Genomic DNA, 15,925 nt, shown 5'->3' with positions numbered 1-15,925 from the left:
TAGGAAAGCGAGTCGCTCATTTACAGCTATTCGACTTCTCAAAAAAAACAAGAGTCAAACTTGATTTTGACTCTCAAATTAACTTTATTTTTCACCTTCAATCCTAAAATGTCTACCTCAGAAAGTCAAACCAACTCTGTGGAACTGCTTCTTGATCCCAATACCCAACTGGTGAATATCAACGACCCTTCACCGACTATTTCTGTGATGTGGGATCAAGCCGCTCAACAAGCCGTGACTGAAACCAAAGTCGGCCCAACTGTTGGCTCTCGTGCTTACAGTATGGTACACACCGCCATGTTTGATGCTTGGGCTGCTTACGACCAAGTTGCGGTAGCCACTCAACTGGGTGATCAACTGCAACGTCCAGAAGCTGAAAACACCGATGCTCATAAAATAGAGGCGATGAGCTATTCCGCCTATCGGGTGTTAACAGATTTATTTCCAGATCAAGTTGAGATTTTTGATGGGTTAATGGCAGATTTGGGCTTTGACCCCAATAATACTACCACTGATACCACAACGGCGGCCGGAATTGGTAATGTCTCTGCAAACGCTTTATTAGAATTTCGTCACCAAGACGGTTCTAACCAACTCAATGACTACGCTAACACGACCGATTATCAACCTGTTAACACCCCTGAACAACTGGTAGACATCGAATCTTGGACACCAGAACACATCCCAGTTGATAACCCTGATGCTCCCCTACAAGAATATTTAACCCCACAATGGGGTGATGTCACTCCCTTTGGCTTAGACTCCGGTGATCAGTTGCGCCCTGAAGCCCCTGAACCCTTTTTGTTGGTCGAAGGAGAGGTTGATCTCGAAGCGCGAACTATAACCTTAGCAGATGGTGCTGTAGTAGACATTAACCGCGATATCGTTGGTACCATTATCAATCCTGAATTTATCGCCCAAGCTGAACAAGTTGTCGAAACCAGTGCTAATCTCACCGATGAACAAAAACTGATTGCGGAATTCTGGGAAGATGGAGGCGGTACATCCTTCCCCCCTGGAACTTGGATGACCTTTGGACAATATACTTCCGCCCAAAATGATCATTCTCTCGATCAAGATGCGAAGTTATTCTTTGGTTTGGGAAATGCAGTCTTTGATGCGGGGGTCGCTACTTGGGAAGCCAAAACTCATTATGAGTATACCCGTCCGGTACGTTTGGTGCGAGAACTGGGTGATTTGGGCTTAATTGGTGAGTTTAACGAGGAACTGGGCGGTTATGCGGTTGAAGCTTGGGCAGGCCCCGGAGAAGGCACTCAAACCATCCTAGCGAGTGATTTCACCACCTATCAAACTCCCGGAAGCCATGTTTCACCGCCTTTTGCAGAATATGTTTCTGGACACAGTACCTTCAGTGCTTCTGCTGCAACTATTCTAGAATTAGTCACTGGAAGTGATAATTTTGGGGCTTCTGTGACCTTTGAACCGGGTCAATCTCGCTTTGAACCGAACCTGACTCCCCAACAAGAAGTCACGCTGGCTTGGGATACTTTTTCGGAAGCTGCTGATGAAGCAGGTTTGTCTCGCCTGTTTGGAGGAATTCACTTTGAAGATGGGGACTTGAATGGTCGGACTCTCGGACAAGATGTCGCGACGGAAGTCTTTGAACAAGCTCAATTTTACATTGAGGGCGGACAAGAACAAAATATTCTGTTTGGTAGCCGAGATGCAGATGAACTCGTCGGTACTGAAATCTCAGAGAAATTGTATGGTCGTGCGGGTAATGATACTCTAGCAGGGGGTTTGGGCGACGATCAACTGTTTGGTGGAGATGGGGATGATATCCTGCGGGGCGATCGCAATCATCGTTCTCCGGGCGGTTCCGTTGGCGGTGATGATATCCTTTCTGGCGGCTTTGGTAACGATCGCCTGGGCGGTAAGGGCGGAAATGATACTCTCTATGGCGATGAAGGCGACGATCAACTCTGGGGGGATCACGGTGATGATTTACTCTGGGGCGGTTTGGGTAATGATACGGTCACTGGCGGTCAAGGTAATGATACTTTTGTTGTCGGTGTGGGTCAAGGAACTGATTTGATTGCTGACTTTAATATCGGTAAAGATTTGATTGGTTTGGTGAACGGTTTAGAGGTTAGTCAGCTTTCTTTCAATGTCAATGGTAACAATACCGAAGTGGTTTTCGGAGATGAAACCTTAGCGATTGTCGATGGTGTCACTGCAAGTTTAACACCGACTGACTTTGTTGCGGTTGTGTAATTAGGAATGTTCTTTGCTCTTAGCCCCAAGTTCAGATTCATCCCTAAACTCCAGGTCAGTTTCTACCTAATCTTTAGTCTAGGTTCAAAACTCAACGATAGATGGGTGCATTTGATCAGTTGATCCCTGTATAGTTGATTGACAGAGAATCAACCCAAAAAGTCTAAACACTTGGTCATTTATACCGCTTGGTATTTGGACAAAATTAAAGTGATCTGTGAGTTTAGGTAAACGCTGATTTTTAAAAAGATAAGCGTGAATAGAAAAGGCATTCAGCATTGTTCATCTTTGCTTGAATTATAGAGTTATTTATTGATGTCCTGATCCTTCCCCAAGGTGACTGTTATCACCCGAAAAATCGAACTGTATCAAGTTCTTCTTGAGTCATTTACTGGAAAGAATTATGTTCACCTTAGATACTCCTTCACTCCCTCATATTTTAGGAATTTTGGCGTTGATTAGCTATGTCATCACACTCTCACCGACGATTCTCAGAATTGTCTTTCCTCAAACCCGACAAACCGGAATTCCTAAATTTCTCCTCAAACAGCGCCGTTTAATTGGAATTATTTCGTTTGGTTTTGCTGTTGGTCATGGATATTTACTCGTTCGTCAGCGCAGTATTGACTTTTTCGATTTGAAAAGCTCTTGGATTTATATTCAAGGTGTCTTTACTTTCTTAATCTTTGCCATTCTTGCGATTACTTCTAATGACTGGAGTGTGAAAAAGCTCAAGAAAAATTGGAAGAAAATCCATCAACTCACCTATGTTGCCATCTTTCTACTGACTTGGCACGTTTGGGATAAAATGTCTGGACATTGGACTTATCTCACTCCGATTGCGATGATTTTAATGACGGGAACAACGGTGTTATTCTTGGTGCGGATGTGGATGGAAAATCAAGGAAAAAACACAACTAAAAAGCCTGTTGCTCGCAATTACTAATGTTAATTTTCACGCTAAAACTTGACTGAATATCCTGACTATACCCTCTGAGCTTATTATTTTCTCACCCATTGACCTCACATTTAACACAGAGAATAAACCCATGATACAGTCACAACGTTACCACTGGAAATATCCGACAATACTAACCCTTTCCACGATTACGATTGTACTGGGTTTAAGTTGGCCGAAGCCACAGTTTCAACCTTCCGTTTTTAGTGAACCCAAGACTCAAGAACCCTTGCGCTTACCCGCTTCTAAAACACTCCTCGGACATTCGACTTGGGTTTATGCACTGGCTATTTCTCCTAATAATCAATACTTAGCCAGTGCAAGTTATGACGGTAAAATTAAAATTTGGAATCTAGAAACAGGTCAACTTCTTCATAGCCTTTCGGGTCATACGGATGCGATTGAAACATTAGTTGTGAGTCCGGATAGCAAGGTTCTTGTCAGCGGAGGTTGGGATAACCGCATCAGACTTTGGAATCTAGAAACAGGTGAACTAATTCGTACTCTCAAAGGTCATATAGAAGATGTTAAAACCTTAGCGATTAGTTATGATGGAAAATGGTTGGCTAGTGGGAGTGTTGACAAAACAATTAAACTCTGGAATTTGTCAACTGGAAAAAAACATTTAACCCTAAAAACTTCTGACTGGGTTCGTTCAATTGTCTTTAATTCTGATACTCAAACGTTAGTGAGTGGGAGTGAAAATGGGTCGGTTGAAATTTGGTCATTAACAGATGGAAAACGGCTACAAACTATAACAGCACATTCTCAAGCAGTTTGGTCTGTTGCATTGAGTCCTGATGGTCAAACTTTAGCTACTGCAAGTACCGACAAAACGATTAAATTATGGGATCTGAATAACCTCCAATTACAACAGACTCTTAAGGGACATTCTAGAGCGGTTTTGTCCTTGGCTTTTAGTCCAGATAGTCAAACTTTAGCCAGTGGGGGTTATGATAAAATTATTCGACTGTGGAACCCAAAGACAGGTCAACAAATGAGTCAATGGGAAGGTCATAAAAAACCGATTTGGTCGGTAGCATTTAGTCCAGATAGTCAGATTTTAGCGAGTGGAAGTAGTGACGAAACGGTGAAGTTGTGGGAGATTTCTTCATCGGAACGTTCACCAACAAACAATACACTAATATCGGCTGAGGTGAATTCAAAACCCCAACTCGCTGCATCTAAAATTCTATCTCCCCAGACGTTAGTAGAGTTAAACCAAATATTGTACAACTCCATTGATCAAAATTGGCAGTCTGTTCGATTTAACGACACTTTGGTTTATCGGGTTCAAATGACTACGGATGGAAAAATTGCCTCTTATCAACCGATGAACGCTGCTGCTTCTGATTGGGTTGCAGAAACGCCTTTAGAGGAATTACGTCAGGGGGAGATTTTAACGCAGGATTTGATTGAATTTGAAGTGCTTATGATGCCTTCTGGGGTCTTAGAAGTTGCTCCGATTCAGGGATGGGATTAATCTTCCTTAAATCTTCTTTCCCATCAGGTCAAAGCATTTTTATTCGCCGCAAAAAGCCCAATTAATGAATCTAGTCAGCGGTTAATATTGAGTTTGGAGTTCAGGTTTTAACTCAGATTGGGTGTTAATTTCCTGATCTCCTCTATCCTCAGATTTGTATTTCCTGTTGATTTAATCAGATGAATACTCAATGATCAACTCTATTGGCTAAGTCGATGATGAACTGTGACTAAACCATCAGTATCCCCTACATTCCCCGGAAACAAAACAACAGGTAAATTTGGAAATTGAGGATGATGATCGGAGGTTTTAACCATTGAACATCCATCAATAACTTGACCCAATAACCGAGCGGTTTTCAAGGCTAAACCTTTACTTAAAACGTCATTTGAGGTAATTCCACCTTTGCTAATTAAAAATCCAATATCTGCGGGTAAACCTCGCACAATATCCATTAATAAATCGGAAACCGCAGCCCCAAATTTAAGGCGATTTTCAACGCTGTTAAAAGTCAGTTCTTCACGACTGGTATAAATAACAGGTGTTTTCCCTTCGCTGTGAACTTGCTGAATGTGTTGGAGAATTTGAGTTAATAGATCCTGACGTTGAACGGCGCTGTCTTCGAGTAAATGCGAAACATCCACTTCTATTCCGACAACTGATGATTCTTGGAGGAGGCGTTCGAGTTGTTGGGTTGACTTTTTGACATGAGAACCCATCAAGACAACACCCGGTTTTCCCTCACGGCTATATTTTGCCATCTCGTCCGGTGGAACAGGTTGAGGCCCGAGGGAAGCGAGAGAGGTGAGAATACTCGCCGCACTACGAAACAGAAAACGTTTTCCTTTTTTAGCAGTGGCTAAAACATCAGATGCAAACCGATCTAAGTCCGCTTGGTTTTCCCCATCAACGACAACGCATTGGTTCCCAGAAAGCTGCATCAGACGATGTTGAGTCCCGATCCGAATATCATCCAAGACAAAGCGTTCAACCGCAGTCGCGGGAATTTTACCCTGGGTTTTTTCCGCTACATAATCTGGTAAATAACTGTAACTGTAGCCAAATACAGAATCTTGGGCGAATTCAGTTTCATGGACAGGGGTAGGAACTCCGTTAACCATCAAGTAATGAACGCTATTGCGGGTGATGCGTCCCCCTTCAAAAAAGGCGGGAACCAGAAAATGAGCGTCAAAACCCCCGAGTTCTTCGGCGATCACGTCGGTTTCGACTGGATAATGACCCCGTAAGGTGGAGTCGGAACGGCTGACAACCAGAAAATCTTCGATAGACTCTGCGGCGATCGCTTGTTTGAGGTTTTGAGTGACTTCCCGAGTGACGCAGGCGGCTTGTTCTGGGGTTAACGCTCTTGTATTGGTGAGGATAAAGAAAATTGGCGACTGATCTTGCAGTCCGAGTCGCAAGGTATCGATATCCCATTGCGTCAATAACAAGCAACTGTGAACAGTTTGAGAACCTGTCGGATCGTCATCAAGTACAATAATTTTAGGTTGCATCGGCTGTGATTTGTCGAGTGCGTGAAGTACCCATCACCAACAATGCACGCTTATGGCGTGGGCTTCCTGTTTGATTGACAACTGCCTCTACCAGAAAAGTTTCCAGCTTTGGTCTTACATCGTCTCCGGAGGTGCGTGCTCATACTTGCGTATCGCACTGACTCCCGTAGTAGATCTTTCTACTACCCAGGCTATCCCCCTCCTCCCGAGGGTTCTAAAATTCAAACAGGAAAGCAGATTTGGGCTTAATTTTTTTAGACCAGTGATCTAGCTTTCTTCCCGATCTCCGCTCTTTCTTCGGCGAGGTTAAAAACCTGCTTCTGTTGTGTATAGCCTGTATGTTCCGAGACGGTCGGTGGGTCAAAAACCATCTCTACTATATCATTTTTGGTCGCGATTCATCTTTGGGCTGTCTGCGTGGGCTTCCCGCGCAGTTTATACGCACCGTCCCGTCGCCAACCTGTTACTTACGGCGCGGGTCTTCTCGCTCAATTAAGATAATACAACAGCCTAGCATTTAACGGGTGGAGTGTTTCTGTTGCAACTGCTTAAGTTTTTGATGGACTTCTGTGGCGAGTTGGAGTGACTCGTTGAGTAATCGCCCCGGTTCGGTGGTTTCGTCGAAGTTGAAAGCTGTGATTATGGTACTTAAATCGGTTTCTATGAGGTCTTGATTGTTTGCAATAAACTGTTTATTTCTGCGAATGATTTTTTCTGTTTTCAAGGCTCGAACCAGATCGGCGCGAAGAAAGTTGAGTGCGGCTAGGACTTGTTCTCGCTGATAGATTTTAACGTCTAAATTTCCCGCTTTTTCTAAGTCTTCGTGTAAGATTAAGCTCTGAACAATGGCATTATAGCGATCTATTTGATCAAAGATATGCAGTAAGTCGGGATTTCTGACACTGATAAAAATTTTGTATAAATCATCGAGAAGAACGCCTACGCCAATGATCACATGGGTAAGAATGAGTAACGGATGATGTTGTTCAAAAACTGCCGCTAGGATTCCGTAACTGATTAAAATTAAGATCGATATGATTAAGGTTTTAAATCCTTCCTTTGCGAATTTCTGCCAGGTTGCAGGTCGATAAACCTGATTCATTCCTAAGCCACTGAGGTGTTTGAATTCACCTTTGGTGATTTCTAAGCCTTGAAGTTCAGATCGCATGGAGGATAATCGACAAGGATACCAGTATAAACCGAGTTTGATTTTAGCAAAATGTGACTGTTATTAACCTGTGCTTTTATGGTCTTTCGCAAAAGGAGCGTTCATTTGACCTCGTTTCGCTTGTTGAAATGCCCATTCAGGGGTGAGGGGAAGGGGTTTTTTTTCTTCGGAATAAGATAGATTCAACTGAACTAATTCATCTAGTTCTTCTGTTAAACCGCGTCTTTCGACAAGACATCGCAGTAAAAAGGCATCATAACGATCGCCGATTTGTTCATAAATTCTGGAGGCAGTTTGATTATTATTGGCTCTTTCGTTCGGATTTAAAAAGGTGAGTAAGGGGGCTAATCCGGCGACTAAAACCGAAAGAATGATTTGAATTATTTTTCCGGAGTTACTATCGGTTTGACCGAGTTCTGAGATGGCTTGTACCCCGGCTAAAGCTGCAAAAACGGTGCTAGGAATCCCAATATACAGATGAGTATTTGACCAACGAATTGACACTAAAACGTGCGCTCGACTCAAAATTCGACACACATTGCGGCGATCTTCTGCGCGTGCCATGATATCTTCTCGTTGGACTGAAGAATCAGCATGAGGAGGGGCGCTGACTGGAGGGGGAACATTAACGTTGGGATTATCCTGATTGGTGAGATCAGGGTCGTTTGTATTCGTCATTGATCCTACATTCTGGGGTAAATTGGGGTAAGGTTTGGTAAATGCCTGGGAGTTGTTTTTCTAACTCCGCGACTTGCATTATACGATATCAGGTGAAACCTCAAAAGGGGTTGATTAACCCCAGAGTTTTAACCAAACAATAAAGGTTGTTCCTTGAGCTAGACGAGAAAACAGTGAGAGGTTGGGGGGGATCCAGTCTAAGTTGACGGGAGAAAAGACTTGAATTTTTCCCTGCATTTCTTCCATTAAGTCTTGAGCGATCGCCAATCCTAGTCCGGTTCCGGGAATATGACCCGTGGCTTGAATCCCTCGATATCCCCGTTGAAATAAATGTTCTAAATCTTCTTGGGGAATACCAGGCCCAGTATCACTGATGGCGATCGCGAGTTGATTTGAGGGTTGATTGGGGTGGGGGGGTTGATGAACCCGAATATAAATACAACCGACTGCTGGGGTGTATTTCAGAGCATTATCAATCAGATTACTTAAAACTTCCCGCAAGGCTTTAGAATGGGCTTGTACGAGGGGTAATTGAGGGGGAATCTCTGCAATACAGTGAAGATCACGTTCTTCGGCGATCGCTTGTGCAGAAACAATTAAGGGTTCAAGCACTGCTTTGACGGATGTTGCTTCTAAAGGTTGTGAAGCCGGAAGCAAGACTTGGGTTGTTGTCCGAGGAGAGGGGGAGTTTTCCTGGGTGAGATAGCTCTCAGGAGGCGTGAGTGTTTCTGAACTTGGGATGATACTCGGATCAAAGCTCGTCGGGAGACGGATCAGTTCGTCGTTGAGGGTGAGGGTTTGATCGACTTGTTGAAGGAGTTCTTCGAGGCGATTGCTTTCTCGCAAAATACCGTCTGCGATTCTATGGTTTTTATCTTCGGGTAACAGCCGCTTGAGTAACAATTTTCCAAAGGTTCGCACCGCTGTTAAGGGACTTTTTAACTGGTGCATGAGACTGTGTAGGGTGTCGTGTTGTTGGGCTTGTAATTGTTGCTGCTGTGTAAATTGTTGCTGAAACCACTGAAAACGTCGATCTAGAATGCAAGCTGTCGTCAGGGTGTGCGCGATCGCTTGAATTTGATGCTGTTCTTGAGGTGTCCAAGGTCGATCTTCTCGGCTCGTGACTAAAAACCCCAGAACGACACCATCACGCATCAGGGGTAGCACAAATTGACGCTGTTCTACGGGTTGTTCTTCGGGGAGGGGTTGAGAAGAAGGGACATCAAAGTTTTGTTCGGATTCGACTTCAACGACAGGAATCGGCTCGGATTGGTTTGAGGAGGTTCCTGACAGCAGAAGCGGACGAGGGTTCAAACTGTCTTCGGTGTCCAAATCTGAAGGCATTAAGGCTTGACTTTCTTGCCAATCTATACTTGTTTCTGGATAAGCCGCTACGGGAATTAATTTTCGACTGCCACCTTCTACCCAGTCTTCCGCCAAGTAGACAATACTCAAGGACGCTCCCAAACTAGCAACAAGGGAGACTTGAGCTTGGCAAAGTGTAACGAACTCGGAACTACTGGGCATGAGGAAACAGGAGCATTGAATTTGGGGATGAGCAACCCTCGCTTGATGGCTATGGAGTCAGTCAAGAGCGTACAGTCAATAATTTCTCTCGCAAATTAAGTCTATTTTGCAAGCTTATCTAGCATTTTAGAGCATTTTTACCAGATGAGCGACTGATTCTCGGGTCAGGAGTCGGGTTCCCCCAGCCCTTCCCTATCCTTTAATCCTGAAATTTCTAATTGTTCACTATGAACTGAAACACCTGATAACTGGTGATTAATGACTGTTGGACATCCGTCGAGAATAATTTTTTCCAGAAAAGTTGGCCCTAAGCGCTTTCTATCTACCCTAGGGATGGGTTATGATGAGTTGTAATAGCACCGCTTTTGCTTTATTGCAAGGGTTTTTTGTATCGATCTGTTAAAAGATATTGAAATTTTGAGCCAGAATCGATATACTTCAACCGGATTTGGTAGCTAGATTTACAACACGTCTGCAAAAAACAGGAGGTAAGTTAAATTGGCTAGAAGACGTAAGCGCAAGAGCCGTCGCAGACAAGAAGGCCGTCGAATTCTAGAATGTGTACCTCAATACAGCATTTCTAGCGGAGAAGAGAAGCCGGTAACAGCTGCTCGCCGATTCATTCATGCTGAGGGAATCATTCCCCCGGCTCTGCTTCTGGTGAAGCGAAACGAGCATACCACAGATCGGTACTTCTGGGCAGAAAAGGGTTTATTCGGCGCTCAGTATGTCGAAGAAAACCATTTTCTATTCCCCAGTTTAAAACAGATTGCAGAGAGAGCAACTGCGACACCCGCGAGAGCAACTGCGACACCCGCTCGGGCTTAGACTTTGGTGTTGTGGGCAACATCGTTTTTTTGTCTAAGTTTGAGCGTCATATTGCAACAACTTTCCTAGAGTTGATGCTGAAATGGCCGAAGTCGGCTCAGATCGGAGTAGGGTTAACTCGATCAGAGAGATTTAATTATAACTCTCTACCGAACCCATTACACGTTTAGCCGAATTTTTGAGGAGTGAGAACTTCTGTTTCCTCCAGGATCATGAGTCTGATCTGACTCAGAGCCTCACTTGAGTTAATGCGTTGAGTCCCATGATTTCAACCCAAGAGACTGTTTCAGGGTGGCGAGTTCATCTCGATGTCCTCTCACCGTAATAATACTCTGGGGTTGAGAAACGGAGTCAACGGCAGCTTCGAGCTTCAGTGACACCTGCTCTATGCGTCTAGATCGTTGCCAATAAAATAATCCCGTTAAGGGAGAAAGAATGACTAGCCCCAGAAACCATTCACTGTTATCTTGAACGAGCATTGATAGAACTAGGGCTAAACACAATAATCCCACGGCAGTCAGCAGGGTTAAAAATATAGCCAGAAACAAACTTGGACGAACAAGCCCCTCGTAGGTGATTTGATTTTCCGCTGGGTTTGTTTGTGCCACTCGATAAGCGCGAGAACTAAAGTAAGCTTGAAGCTGAGTCAACAAGGACTCAGCCTCTTGTTGAGCAATCAGTTTTTCTTGTTGAATGCGATCTTTTACAGAAGCCTTGATGAAGAAAAACAAACCGACGGCTAGAAGTGCTGTTAGCACAAAGGTAGAAGGTAGAACGGGAACAGTCATGGGTTACGGTGCAGACAGCTTGAGTGAAGTTTTCCTTAGAATACTTTACACAAGTTGGCGTTCGACCGCATACTCTTGAGCATATTCGTACCAAAGGTGAGATAGCTCAAGAGCTTTGCGCCGAAATTCGGGAGTAAGCTGGTACATTCTGCGAGGACGCCCCCGCCCCTCTACCTTCTTCCAGTAGCCTGTAATGCTACCTTGTGCTTCGAGAAATTTCAAGGCACTATAAAGCACAGTATCTGAAAGTCTGTAAATGGAGTATTCCTCTTCAAGTCGGTCAATCAACTCAGTACCATAGGAATCTCCGTTGAAAACAACAGATAAGATGTAGCACACTGCCAACTCTTTATTAAGATAAACAGGTGGAGGGCTTTGAAAATAGCGATAAATGTCATCGAAAGTCATAGTCATAGTCATAGTCATTGGATTCTCCCGTTTAATATCCCTTCCCAGACCAATGGAGGTAAGGGTTTTCCACTGACTGCTTGCTAAATAATCTATCGTGCCTACCCAAAAGTATTTGGTTAAGACTGTCACTATTTGAAGAATAATTCGCCGTAATTCCTCAGAAAAGGAGAAATTGAGGTCAAAATCCACGAAAAAATAGGCAGTTGAGCCTTCTTCAAGCCCTGATTTTTAAGCTTTTCTCAAGAATCTGATAACATTCTTCCACGGAAATGCGTTGTTTCATGGCTTCGACTAACGCTGCGTAGGCAGATTGGTTTTGTTCAATTAACGTTTGGGCCTGTAGAGTTGCCAACCGTTCTTTAAGATTCGCTTCCGAAAGAGGACGTTTTAATTGAGTCCACACCGCCCGAATTTTTCCTCGGTCTTCTTGGCCTCCTTGGGCATTCTCATAAGCCAAGATTTCTGCGGCTACCCCCGCCATCCAAACTGTACAGTATTGGTCAATCCGTTGGGCTGAAAGCTGGCCTGTTTGCAGTTGAATCCATAACTCTTGATCATTAAACCTGACTCCGCCTTGTCCCGTCTGTCCTTGCTTAAAGGCTTCGAGAGTATTGAGGGCGTAACCACTAATGGGAATATTCATTAAATAGGCGACGAGAAAATGACCCGCTTCGTGACGGAGAATACGATCTCGTTTTTCAGGCGAAATACCTTCTATACCCTCAATTAAAATCATTGACCCTTGGCCCTGGAGGGCAAAAGTGTCAATTGTCCCTAGAACTAATAGCGAAAAAGCCAAACCTGCGGGAATCAGAGGAGATAAATTAACGAATGGCCCGACTAGGGCGGACATTGTTAGGGTAAAAATGGTGATCGCAATCAGATTGAGTCCGGTTTGATTCATAACAGATTAGGGTTCGATCTCGGCTTTGGGGGTGTCGGGAGAATTTTCCAGCTTAGACTGAGCCTTATAAAAGGTTTCTAGACTATGGCGATCGCCAACATAACGCCAATGCCAGGGTTCATAACTCACCCCTTGAGGATTGTCTTGAGGAAAGGATAACTCAAAACTGTAAAAAGCGGCATTCTCAGACAGCCACTGGAAGGCTTTTGTCTCCTCAAAGGTGACTTCCAGATGAGTATCTGGATAGTTCCCATCCCCAATATCAATAGCGTAACCTGTATGATGTTCACTGTAGCCTGGAGGGGCGCTGACTTCGGCGCGGGTGCTGGCATTTTGTCCCCGTTGGGCTTTCACTTCAAAAAATAAATATTCTTGATCTTGAATATTGCGAAATCCAGATATTGCCACTAGACGTATATTTTGTCGGCGGGCGGCGTCTACCATGGTTAAATAAGCTTGAGCGGCGGCTGGACGTAATCTAATGCTACCATCTCCGGTAATACTTTTCAGTTGGTCTAGGGAGGCTTCTTCGTAGGGAAGATGGCCGAGTAAGTCTTCTGAGGGGTCTTCTAGGATTAGGGCTTGATCTTCGCCTGGAGAATTACTCACAGAAGATGAAGGTTCTATAGAAATAACAGTTGGGTTGTCTAGGGCTGTGGGAGTGGGTGTCTGTCGAAGCAGAATTCCAAATTGATAGTTGAGGACAAGGGTTAGACCAAAGGCGGCTATACCCAGTCCGAGTAGCTTCCAAAATAGTTTCTTTCGCAGCGACTGGCTAGCCGTTGCGGGTTCAGTCTCGTGAGGATCTCGAATGGCCTCCGGGATATCCTCTGCAACCATTTCTGAGATGGGTTGTGTATTTTCGGGCAGACTTGCGTTATTCAACTGCTTCACTCCTGCTTTTCGTCAAAGCACCACTTATCGATTTTAGACCGTGAGTTGAAGATTATCAGCATTAAGTTAACGATTCCTGCTTAACATCTGATTGAACTTGTGAGGTTTGACTCGTGACACGGCGATCGCACCCGATCAGTGTAACTCTAAAACTGTTTTTTAGGGTCTAAATCTCAAGTGGATAGAATTTTTACCTTTTGAGTTTACACAGAGATGTGTTGTTCTTCCGACCAATTCTGAATTTTGGCTAATTTCTAATTTCTGAAAATTTAAGACGAGTCAATTTAAAGTTCTATCGTCAAGGATAAATCAATAAAAAAATATCAATATTATCTCTTTTTATGACTAAAATCTCAATAAAAATTTTATCCTCAAACAATATTTTTGATTAACTTTGGGAATATTCTAAAAGGCTGTTCTATAGCAATCCTAAAGGATTTTTGAACAAGCTAAAAACAGATAAAAAATCTAAAATTATTTCACCTTTTGCCTCTTGTATGAGTGTCTTTTACAAGCAGATATTCTACACAACCCAGATCAGATTGCTATATTTACTCAATTCGTTGAACTAGACTATGATGACATTCAAGATCAAGCCATTCTCATCTCTACTCTAATGACTCAACTTCTACAACTCTATCAATGGTTAATTGGCGGAGTCCTATTGGGATGGATTCTTCGACGTTTTTTACCTGCCTTTGTTCCGGTTTGGATTGGAAAGTTTTTATTTTGGGTTGGAGTTCCGATTGGAATTTTTGTTTTTTTACGTCAAGCTGATTTATCGGGAGAAATCTGGTTAGCCCCTGTGGTGGCGTGGATAGCTATTTTATTGGGTGGAAGTTTGGCTTGGGTTTGGATTAGTCGAAAACAGGCTAATTCTCATCTCAATGAATCTTGGAGTCGCGCTACACAAGGGAGTTTTATCTTAAGTTCAATGGTAGGAAATACAGGTTATATTGGTTTTCCGATTATCTTATCATTGGTTGGGCCGCAATACTTTGGTTGGGCGGTATTTTATGATGGTTTGGGTTCTGCGATTGGGGCTTATGGGTTGGGCGTTTTATTAGCGGCGAGGTTTGGTTTAGAGACTCAAAATCTTCTCGCTTTGATGACAGTAATGTTTAAAAATCCGGCGTTGTGGAGTTTGGGGTTTAGCTTGTTATCTCGTGATGTGATTCTTCCCGATACAGTCGAACAAATTTTAAAACTAATGGCTTGGGGAATAATTGCTTTATCGTTAATTTTGATGGGAATGCGGTTGAGTCAGCTTTCCTCTTGGCGTTATTTTAGACAAGCTTCTGTTAGTCTCACTATTAAGATGTTGATTGTTCCGTTGGTTATCGGGACTATTCTCTCTATTCTGGGAGTTGGGGGTTCTCCGCTCTTAGTTATGGTATTATTAATGGCAACTCCTCCTGCTTTTGCAACGTTGGTGTTAGCTGAAGCGTTTAATCTAGATCGGGAGTTAACGGTGACGACTCTCGCGATGGGTTATGTGGCTTTATTAGTGATGCTACCGCTTTGGTTGCTGATATTTGGCTAGTAAAACCGGCTATTTAATTGTGTTAAATACCCTGTCCCAAAATCCCCTAATGCCGTAGTTTCCTTTGAAATGAGTGTGATGAAGATCGTGAAAGTCTGATGAAATAAAAAATATTGACAACGAACTATGACCTTCTAGGTTGTAAGCATTTCCTATAAGAGTCCAAGCCAAGATTTGGGTGATATCATATCCAAATATAAAGACAGGTAAAACATCTGTAATGGTGACAAGAATATATTCAATCAAACTTTTATAGCCAGCAACAAAACTTGAAGTATCGATAAACTCATGATGTTTAAGATGTATTTTTAGCAAGAATCTTCTATGGAATAACCAATGGGTGACATAAAAACAGAAATCAGCAGCAGCGATTCGCATCAAGAACCATGCAATATTTAGGATCAAGCTATTGCCTCGATATATCTCTGGTGCTAGGTAGAGAATAATTAGTGCTGTAATGAAACTCTTAATTTCTCCTAAAACAATGCCTTTGATAGTAAATGCTGGAAATGGTTGTTCTTTTACTTTCTTGGCTCTGACGTTTAGTTTTTCTCTCAATTGGTCACTCTTTTTAATAACCTTTTCGATGAAAATACCAATGCCATAAAATGAGACAGAACCGACAACCCAGTACAATACAACCTGAGTAATAAAGTTGAGTTCAATGTCGTGTAATACCCAGTAAAAAAATTGCTGAAAAATTGCACAACTAATCGCAATCTTTAGATAAAATTCGATCTCAAACCAGAAATCAAAAAGTTTTCGCATATCTCTATCCTGTCAATTTATTGCTATTGAGCATATCATTACTATGGATTACTATCGAACAAATAAAAACTAAAGCTTGAGGCGTTCTAACCCCAAGCTTCAAGTTTGCTTTGATTCTAAATTTTTAAGTTTAGATTTTGTTTAATACCCCCAAGGGAATTCGAATCCCTGTCGCCTCCGTGAAAGGGAGGTGTCCTAGGCCTCTAGACGATGGGGGCAAGTTGTG

At 43.1% G+C, this 15,925-nt stretch carries 14 protein-coding genes and 1 tRNA gene; 5 read left to right on the top strand and 10 right to left on the bottom strand.

What is annotated here, in order from left to right; translation table 11 throughout:
• Window positions 1-108 precede the first annotated feature (108 nt).
• The 3 genes from L8106_RS33630 (at window position 109) to L8106_RS12995 (ending at window position 4,676) form a co-directional block, all read left to right on the top strand.
• Window positions 109-2,235: a DUF6851 domain-containing protein gene (locus L8106_RS33630; protein ID WP_039896224.1), complete on the top strand. Its 2,127-nt coding sequence runs from the start codon at window positions 109-111 to the stop codon at window positions 2,233-2,235.
• Between the two features lie 403 nt (window positions 2,236-2,638).
• Complete coding sequence (locus L8106_RS13000) at window positions 2,639-3,181, top strand: ferric reductase-like transmembrane domain-containing protein (protein WP_009784775.1); 543 nt, start codon at window positions 2,639-2,641, stop codon at window positions 3,179-3,181.
• 103 nt (window positions 3,182-3,284) lie between these two features.
• Window positions 3,285-4,676, top strand: coding sequence for a WD40 repeat domain-containing protein (locus tag L8106_RS12995; protein ID WP_009784774.1), 1,392 nt, complete (start codon window positions 3,285-3,287; stop codon window positions 4,674-4,676).
• 200 nt (window positions 4,677-4,876) lie between these two features.
• Here the strand turns inward: L8106_RS12995 and L8106_RS12990 are convergent, their stop codons facing one another.
• From L8106_RS12990 to L8106_RS12975, 4 genes are all read right to left on the bottom strand, one after another.
• Window positions 4,877-6,190, bottom strand: coding sequence for a four-carbon acid sugar kinase family protein (locus tag L8106_RS12990; protein ID WP_009784773.1), 1,314 nt, complete (start codon window positions 6,188-6,190; stop codon window positions 4,877-4,879).
• 517 nt (window positions 6,191-6,707) lie between these two features.
• Window positions 6,708-7,358 (bottom strand): hypothetical protein, encoded by a 651-nt coding sequence (locus L8106_RS12985; RefSeq protein WP_009784772.1) that lies wholly within the window; start codon window positions 7,356-7,358, stop codon window positions 6,708-6,710.
• A gap of 63 nt (window positions 7,359-7,421) precedes the next feature.
• Window positions 7,422-8,036 (bottom strand): SLATT domain-containing protein, encoded by a 615-nt coding sequence (locus tag L8106_RS12980; RefSeq protein WP_009784771.1) that lies wholly within the window; start codon window positions 8,034-8,036, stop codon window positions 7,422-7,424.
• Window positions 8,037-8,150: 114 nt separating this feature from the next.
• On the bottom strand, window positions 8,151-9,563 hold the full coding sequence (locus tag L8106_RS12975; protein ID WP_009784770.1) for an ATP-binding protein: 1,413 nt from the start codon (window positions 9,561-9,563) through the stop codon (window positions 8,151-8,153).
• A gap of 498 nt (window positions 9,564-10,061) precedes the next feature.
• On the opposite strand from L8106_RS12975, the gene L8106_RS12970 reads away from it, so the two are divergent.
• Entirely contained in the window at window positions 10,062-10,391 is a 330-nt protein-coding gene (locus L8106_RS12970; protein WP_009784769.1) for a DUF3155 domain-containing protein, read from the top strand.
• A gap of 245 nt (window positions 10,392-10,636) precedes the next feature.
• Here L8106_RS12970 and L8106_RS12965 read toward each other — a convergent pair whose 3' ends face one another.
• From L8106_RS12965 to L8106_RS12950, 4 genes are all read right to left on the bottom strand, one after another.
• Window positions 10,637-11,179 (bottom strand): cofactor assembly of complex C subunit B, encoded by a 543-nt coding sequence (locus L8106_RS12965; protein ID WP_009784768.1) that lies wholly within the window; start codon window positions 11,177-11,179, stop codon window positions 10,637-10,639.
• A 45-nt stretch (window positions 11,180-11,224) separates the two neighbouring features.
• Window positions 11,225-11,587, bottom strand: coding sequence for a PadR family transcriptional regulator (locus tag L8106_RS12960; RefSeq protein WP_039896247.1), 363 nt, complete (start codon window positions 11,585-11,587; stop codon window positions 11,225-11,227).
• Between the two features lie 217 nt (window positions 11,588-11,804).
• Window positions 11,805-12,494, bottom strand: coding sequence for a hypothetical protein (locus L8106_RS12955; protein ID WP_009784766.1), 690 nt, complete (start codon window positions 12,492-12,494; stop codon window positions 11,805-11,807).
• A 6-nt stretch (window positions 12,495-12,500) separates the two neighbouring features.
• Window positions 12,501-13,379, bottom strand: a complete 879-nt coding sequence (locus L8106_RS12950) for a D-alanyl-D-alanine carboxypeptidase family protein (protein ID WP_009784765.1) — start codon at window positions 13,377-13,379, stop codon at window positions 12,501-12,503.
• Between the two features lie 502 nt (window positions 13,380-13,881).
• On the opposite strand from L8106_RS12950, the gene L8106_RS12945 reads away from it, so the two are divergent.
• Window positions 13,882-14,931, top strand: coding sequence for an AEC family transporter (locus L8106_RS12945; protein ID WP_009784764.1), 1,050 nt, complete (start codon window positions 13,882-13,884; stop codon window positions 14,929-14,931).
• A gap of 9 nt (window positions 14,932-14,940) precedes the next feature.
• Here the strand turns inward: L8106_RS12945 and L8106_RS12940 are convergent, their stop codons facing one another.
• Window positions 14,941-15,699: a sterol desaturase family protein gene (locus L8106_RS12940; protein WP_009784763.1), complete on the bottom strand. Its 759-nt coding sequence runs from the start codon at window positions 15,697-15,699 to the stop codon at window positions 14,941-14,943.
• A 145-nt stretch (window positions 15,700-15,844) separates the two neighbouring features.
• Window positions 15,845-15,917, bottom strand: a tRNA-Glu gene (locus L8106_RS12935).
• Window positions 15,918-15,925: the final 8 nt, after the last annotated feature.

The organism is Lyngbya sp. PCC 8106 (assembly GCF_000169095.1).
GTDB lineage: Bacteria > Cyanobacteriota > Cyanobacteriia > Cyanobacteriales > Microcoleaceae > Capilliphycus.
Note: the sequence above shows the minus strand (reverse complement) of the source record. Positions and strands in the feature narration are given on the sequence as shown.

Excerpts from the sequence above, each read along its gene's own strand:
- L8106_RS12955 (WP_009784766.1), bottom strand. The coding sequence starts at position 12,494 with ATGAATCAAACCGGACTCAATCTGATTGCGATCACCATTTTTACCCTA.
- L8106_RS12980 (WP_009784771.1), bottom strand. The coding sequence starts at position 8,036 with ATGACGAATACAAACGACCCTGATCTCACCAATCAGGATAATCCCAAC.
- L8106_RS12990 (WP_009784773.1), bottom strand. The coding sequence starts at position 6,190 with ATGCAACCTAAAATTATTGTACTTGATGACGATCCGACAGGTTCTCAA.
- L8106_RS12940 (WP_009784763.1), bottom strand. The coding sequence starts at position 15,699 with ATGCGAAAACTTTTTGATTTCTGGTTTGAGATCGAATTTTATCTAAAG.
- L8106_RS13000 (WP_009784775.1), top strand. The coding sequence starts at position 2,639 with ATGTTCACCTTAGATACTCCTTCACTCCCTCATATTTTAGGAATTTTG.
- L8106_RS12985 (WP_009784772.1), bottom strand. The coding sequence starts at position 7,358 with ATGCGATCTGAACTTCAAGGCTTAGAAATCACCAAAGGTGAATTCAAA.
- L8106_RS12965 (WP_009784768.1), bottom strand. The coding sequence starts at position 11,179 with ATGACTGTTCCCGTTCTACCTTCTACCTTTGTGCTAACAGCACTTCTA.
- L8106_RS12975 (WP_009784770.1), bottom strand. The coding sequence starts at position 9,563 with ATGCCCAGTAGTTCCGAGTTCGTTACACTTTGCCAAGCTCAAGTCTCC.
- L8106_RS12995 (WP_009784774.1), top strand. The coding sequence starts at position 3,285 with ATGATACAGTCACAACGTTACCACTGGAAATATCCGACAATACTAACC.
- L8106_RS33630 (WP_039896224.1), top strand. The coding sequence starts at position 109 with ATGTCTACCTCAGAAAGTCAAACCAACTCTGTGGAACTGCTTCTTGAT.
- L8106_RS12960 (WP_039896247.1), bottom strand. The coding sequence starts at position 11,587 with ATGACTTTCGATGACATTTATCGCTATTTTCAAAGCCCTCCACCTGTT.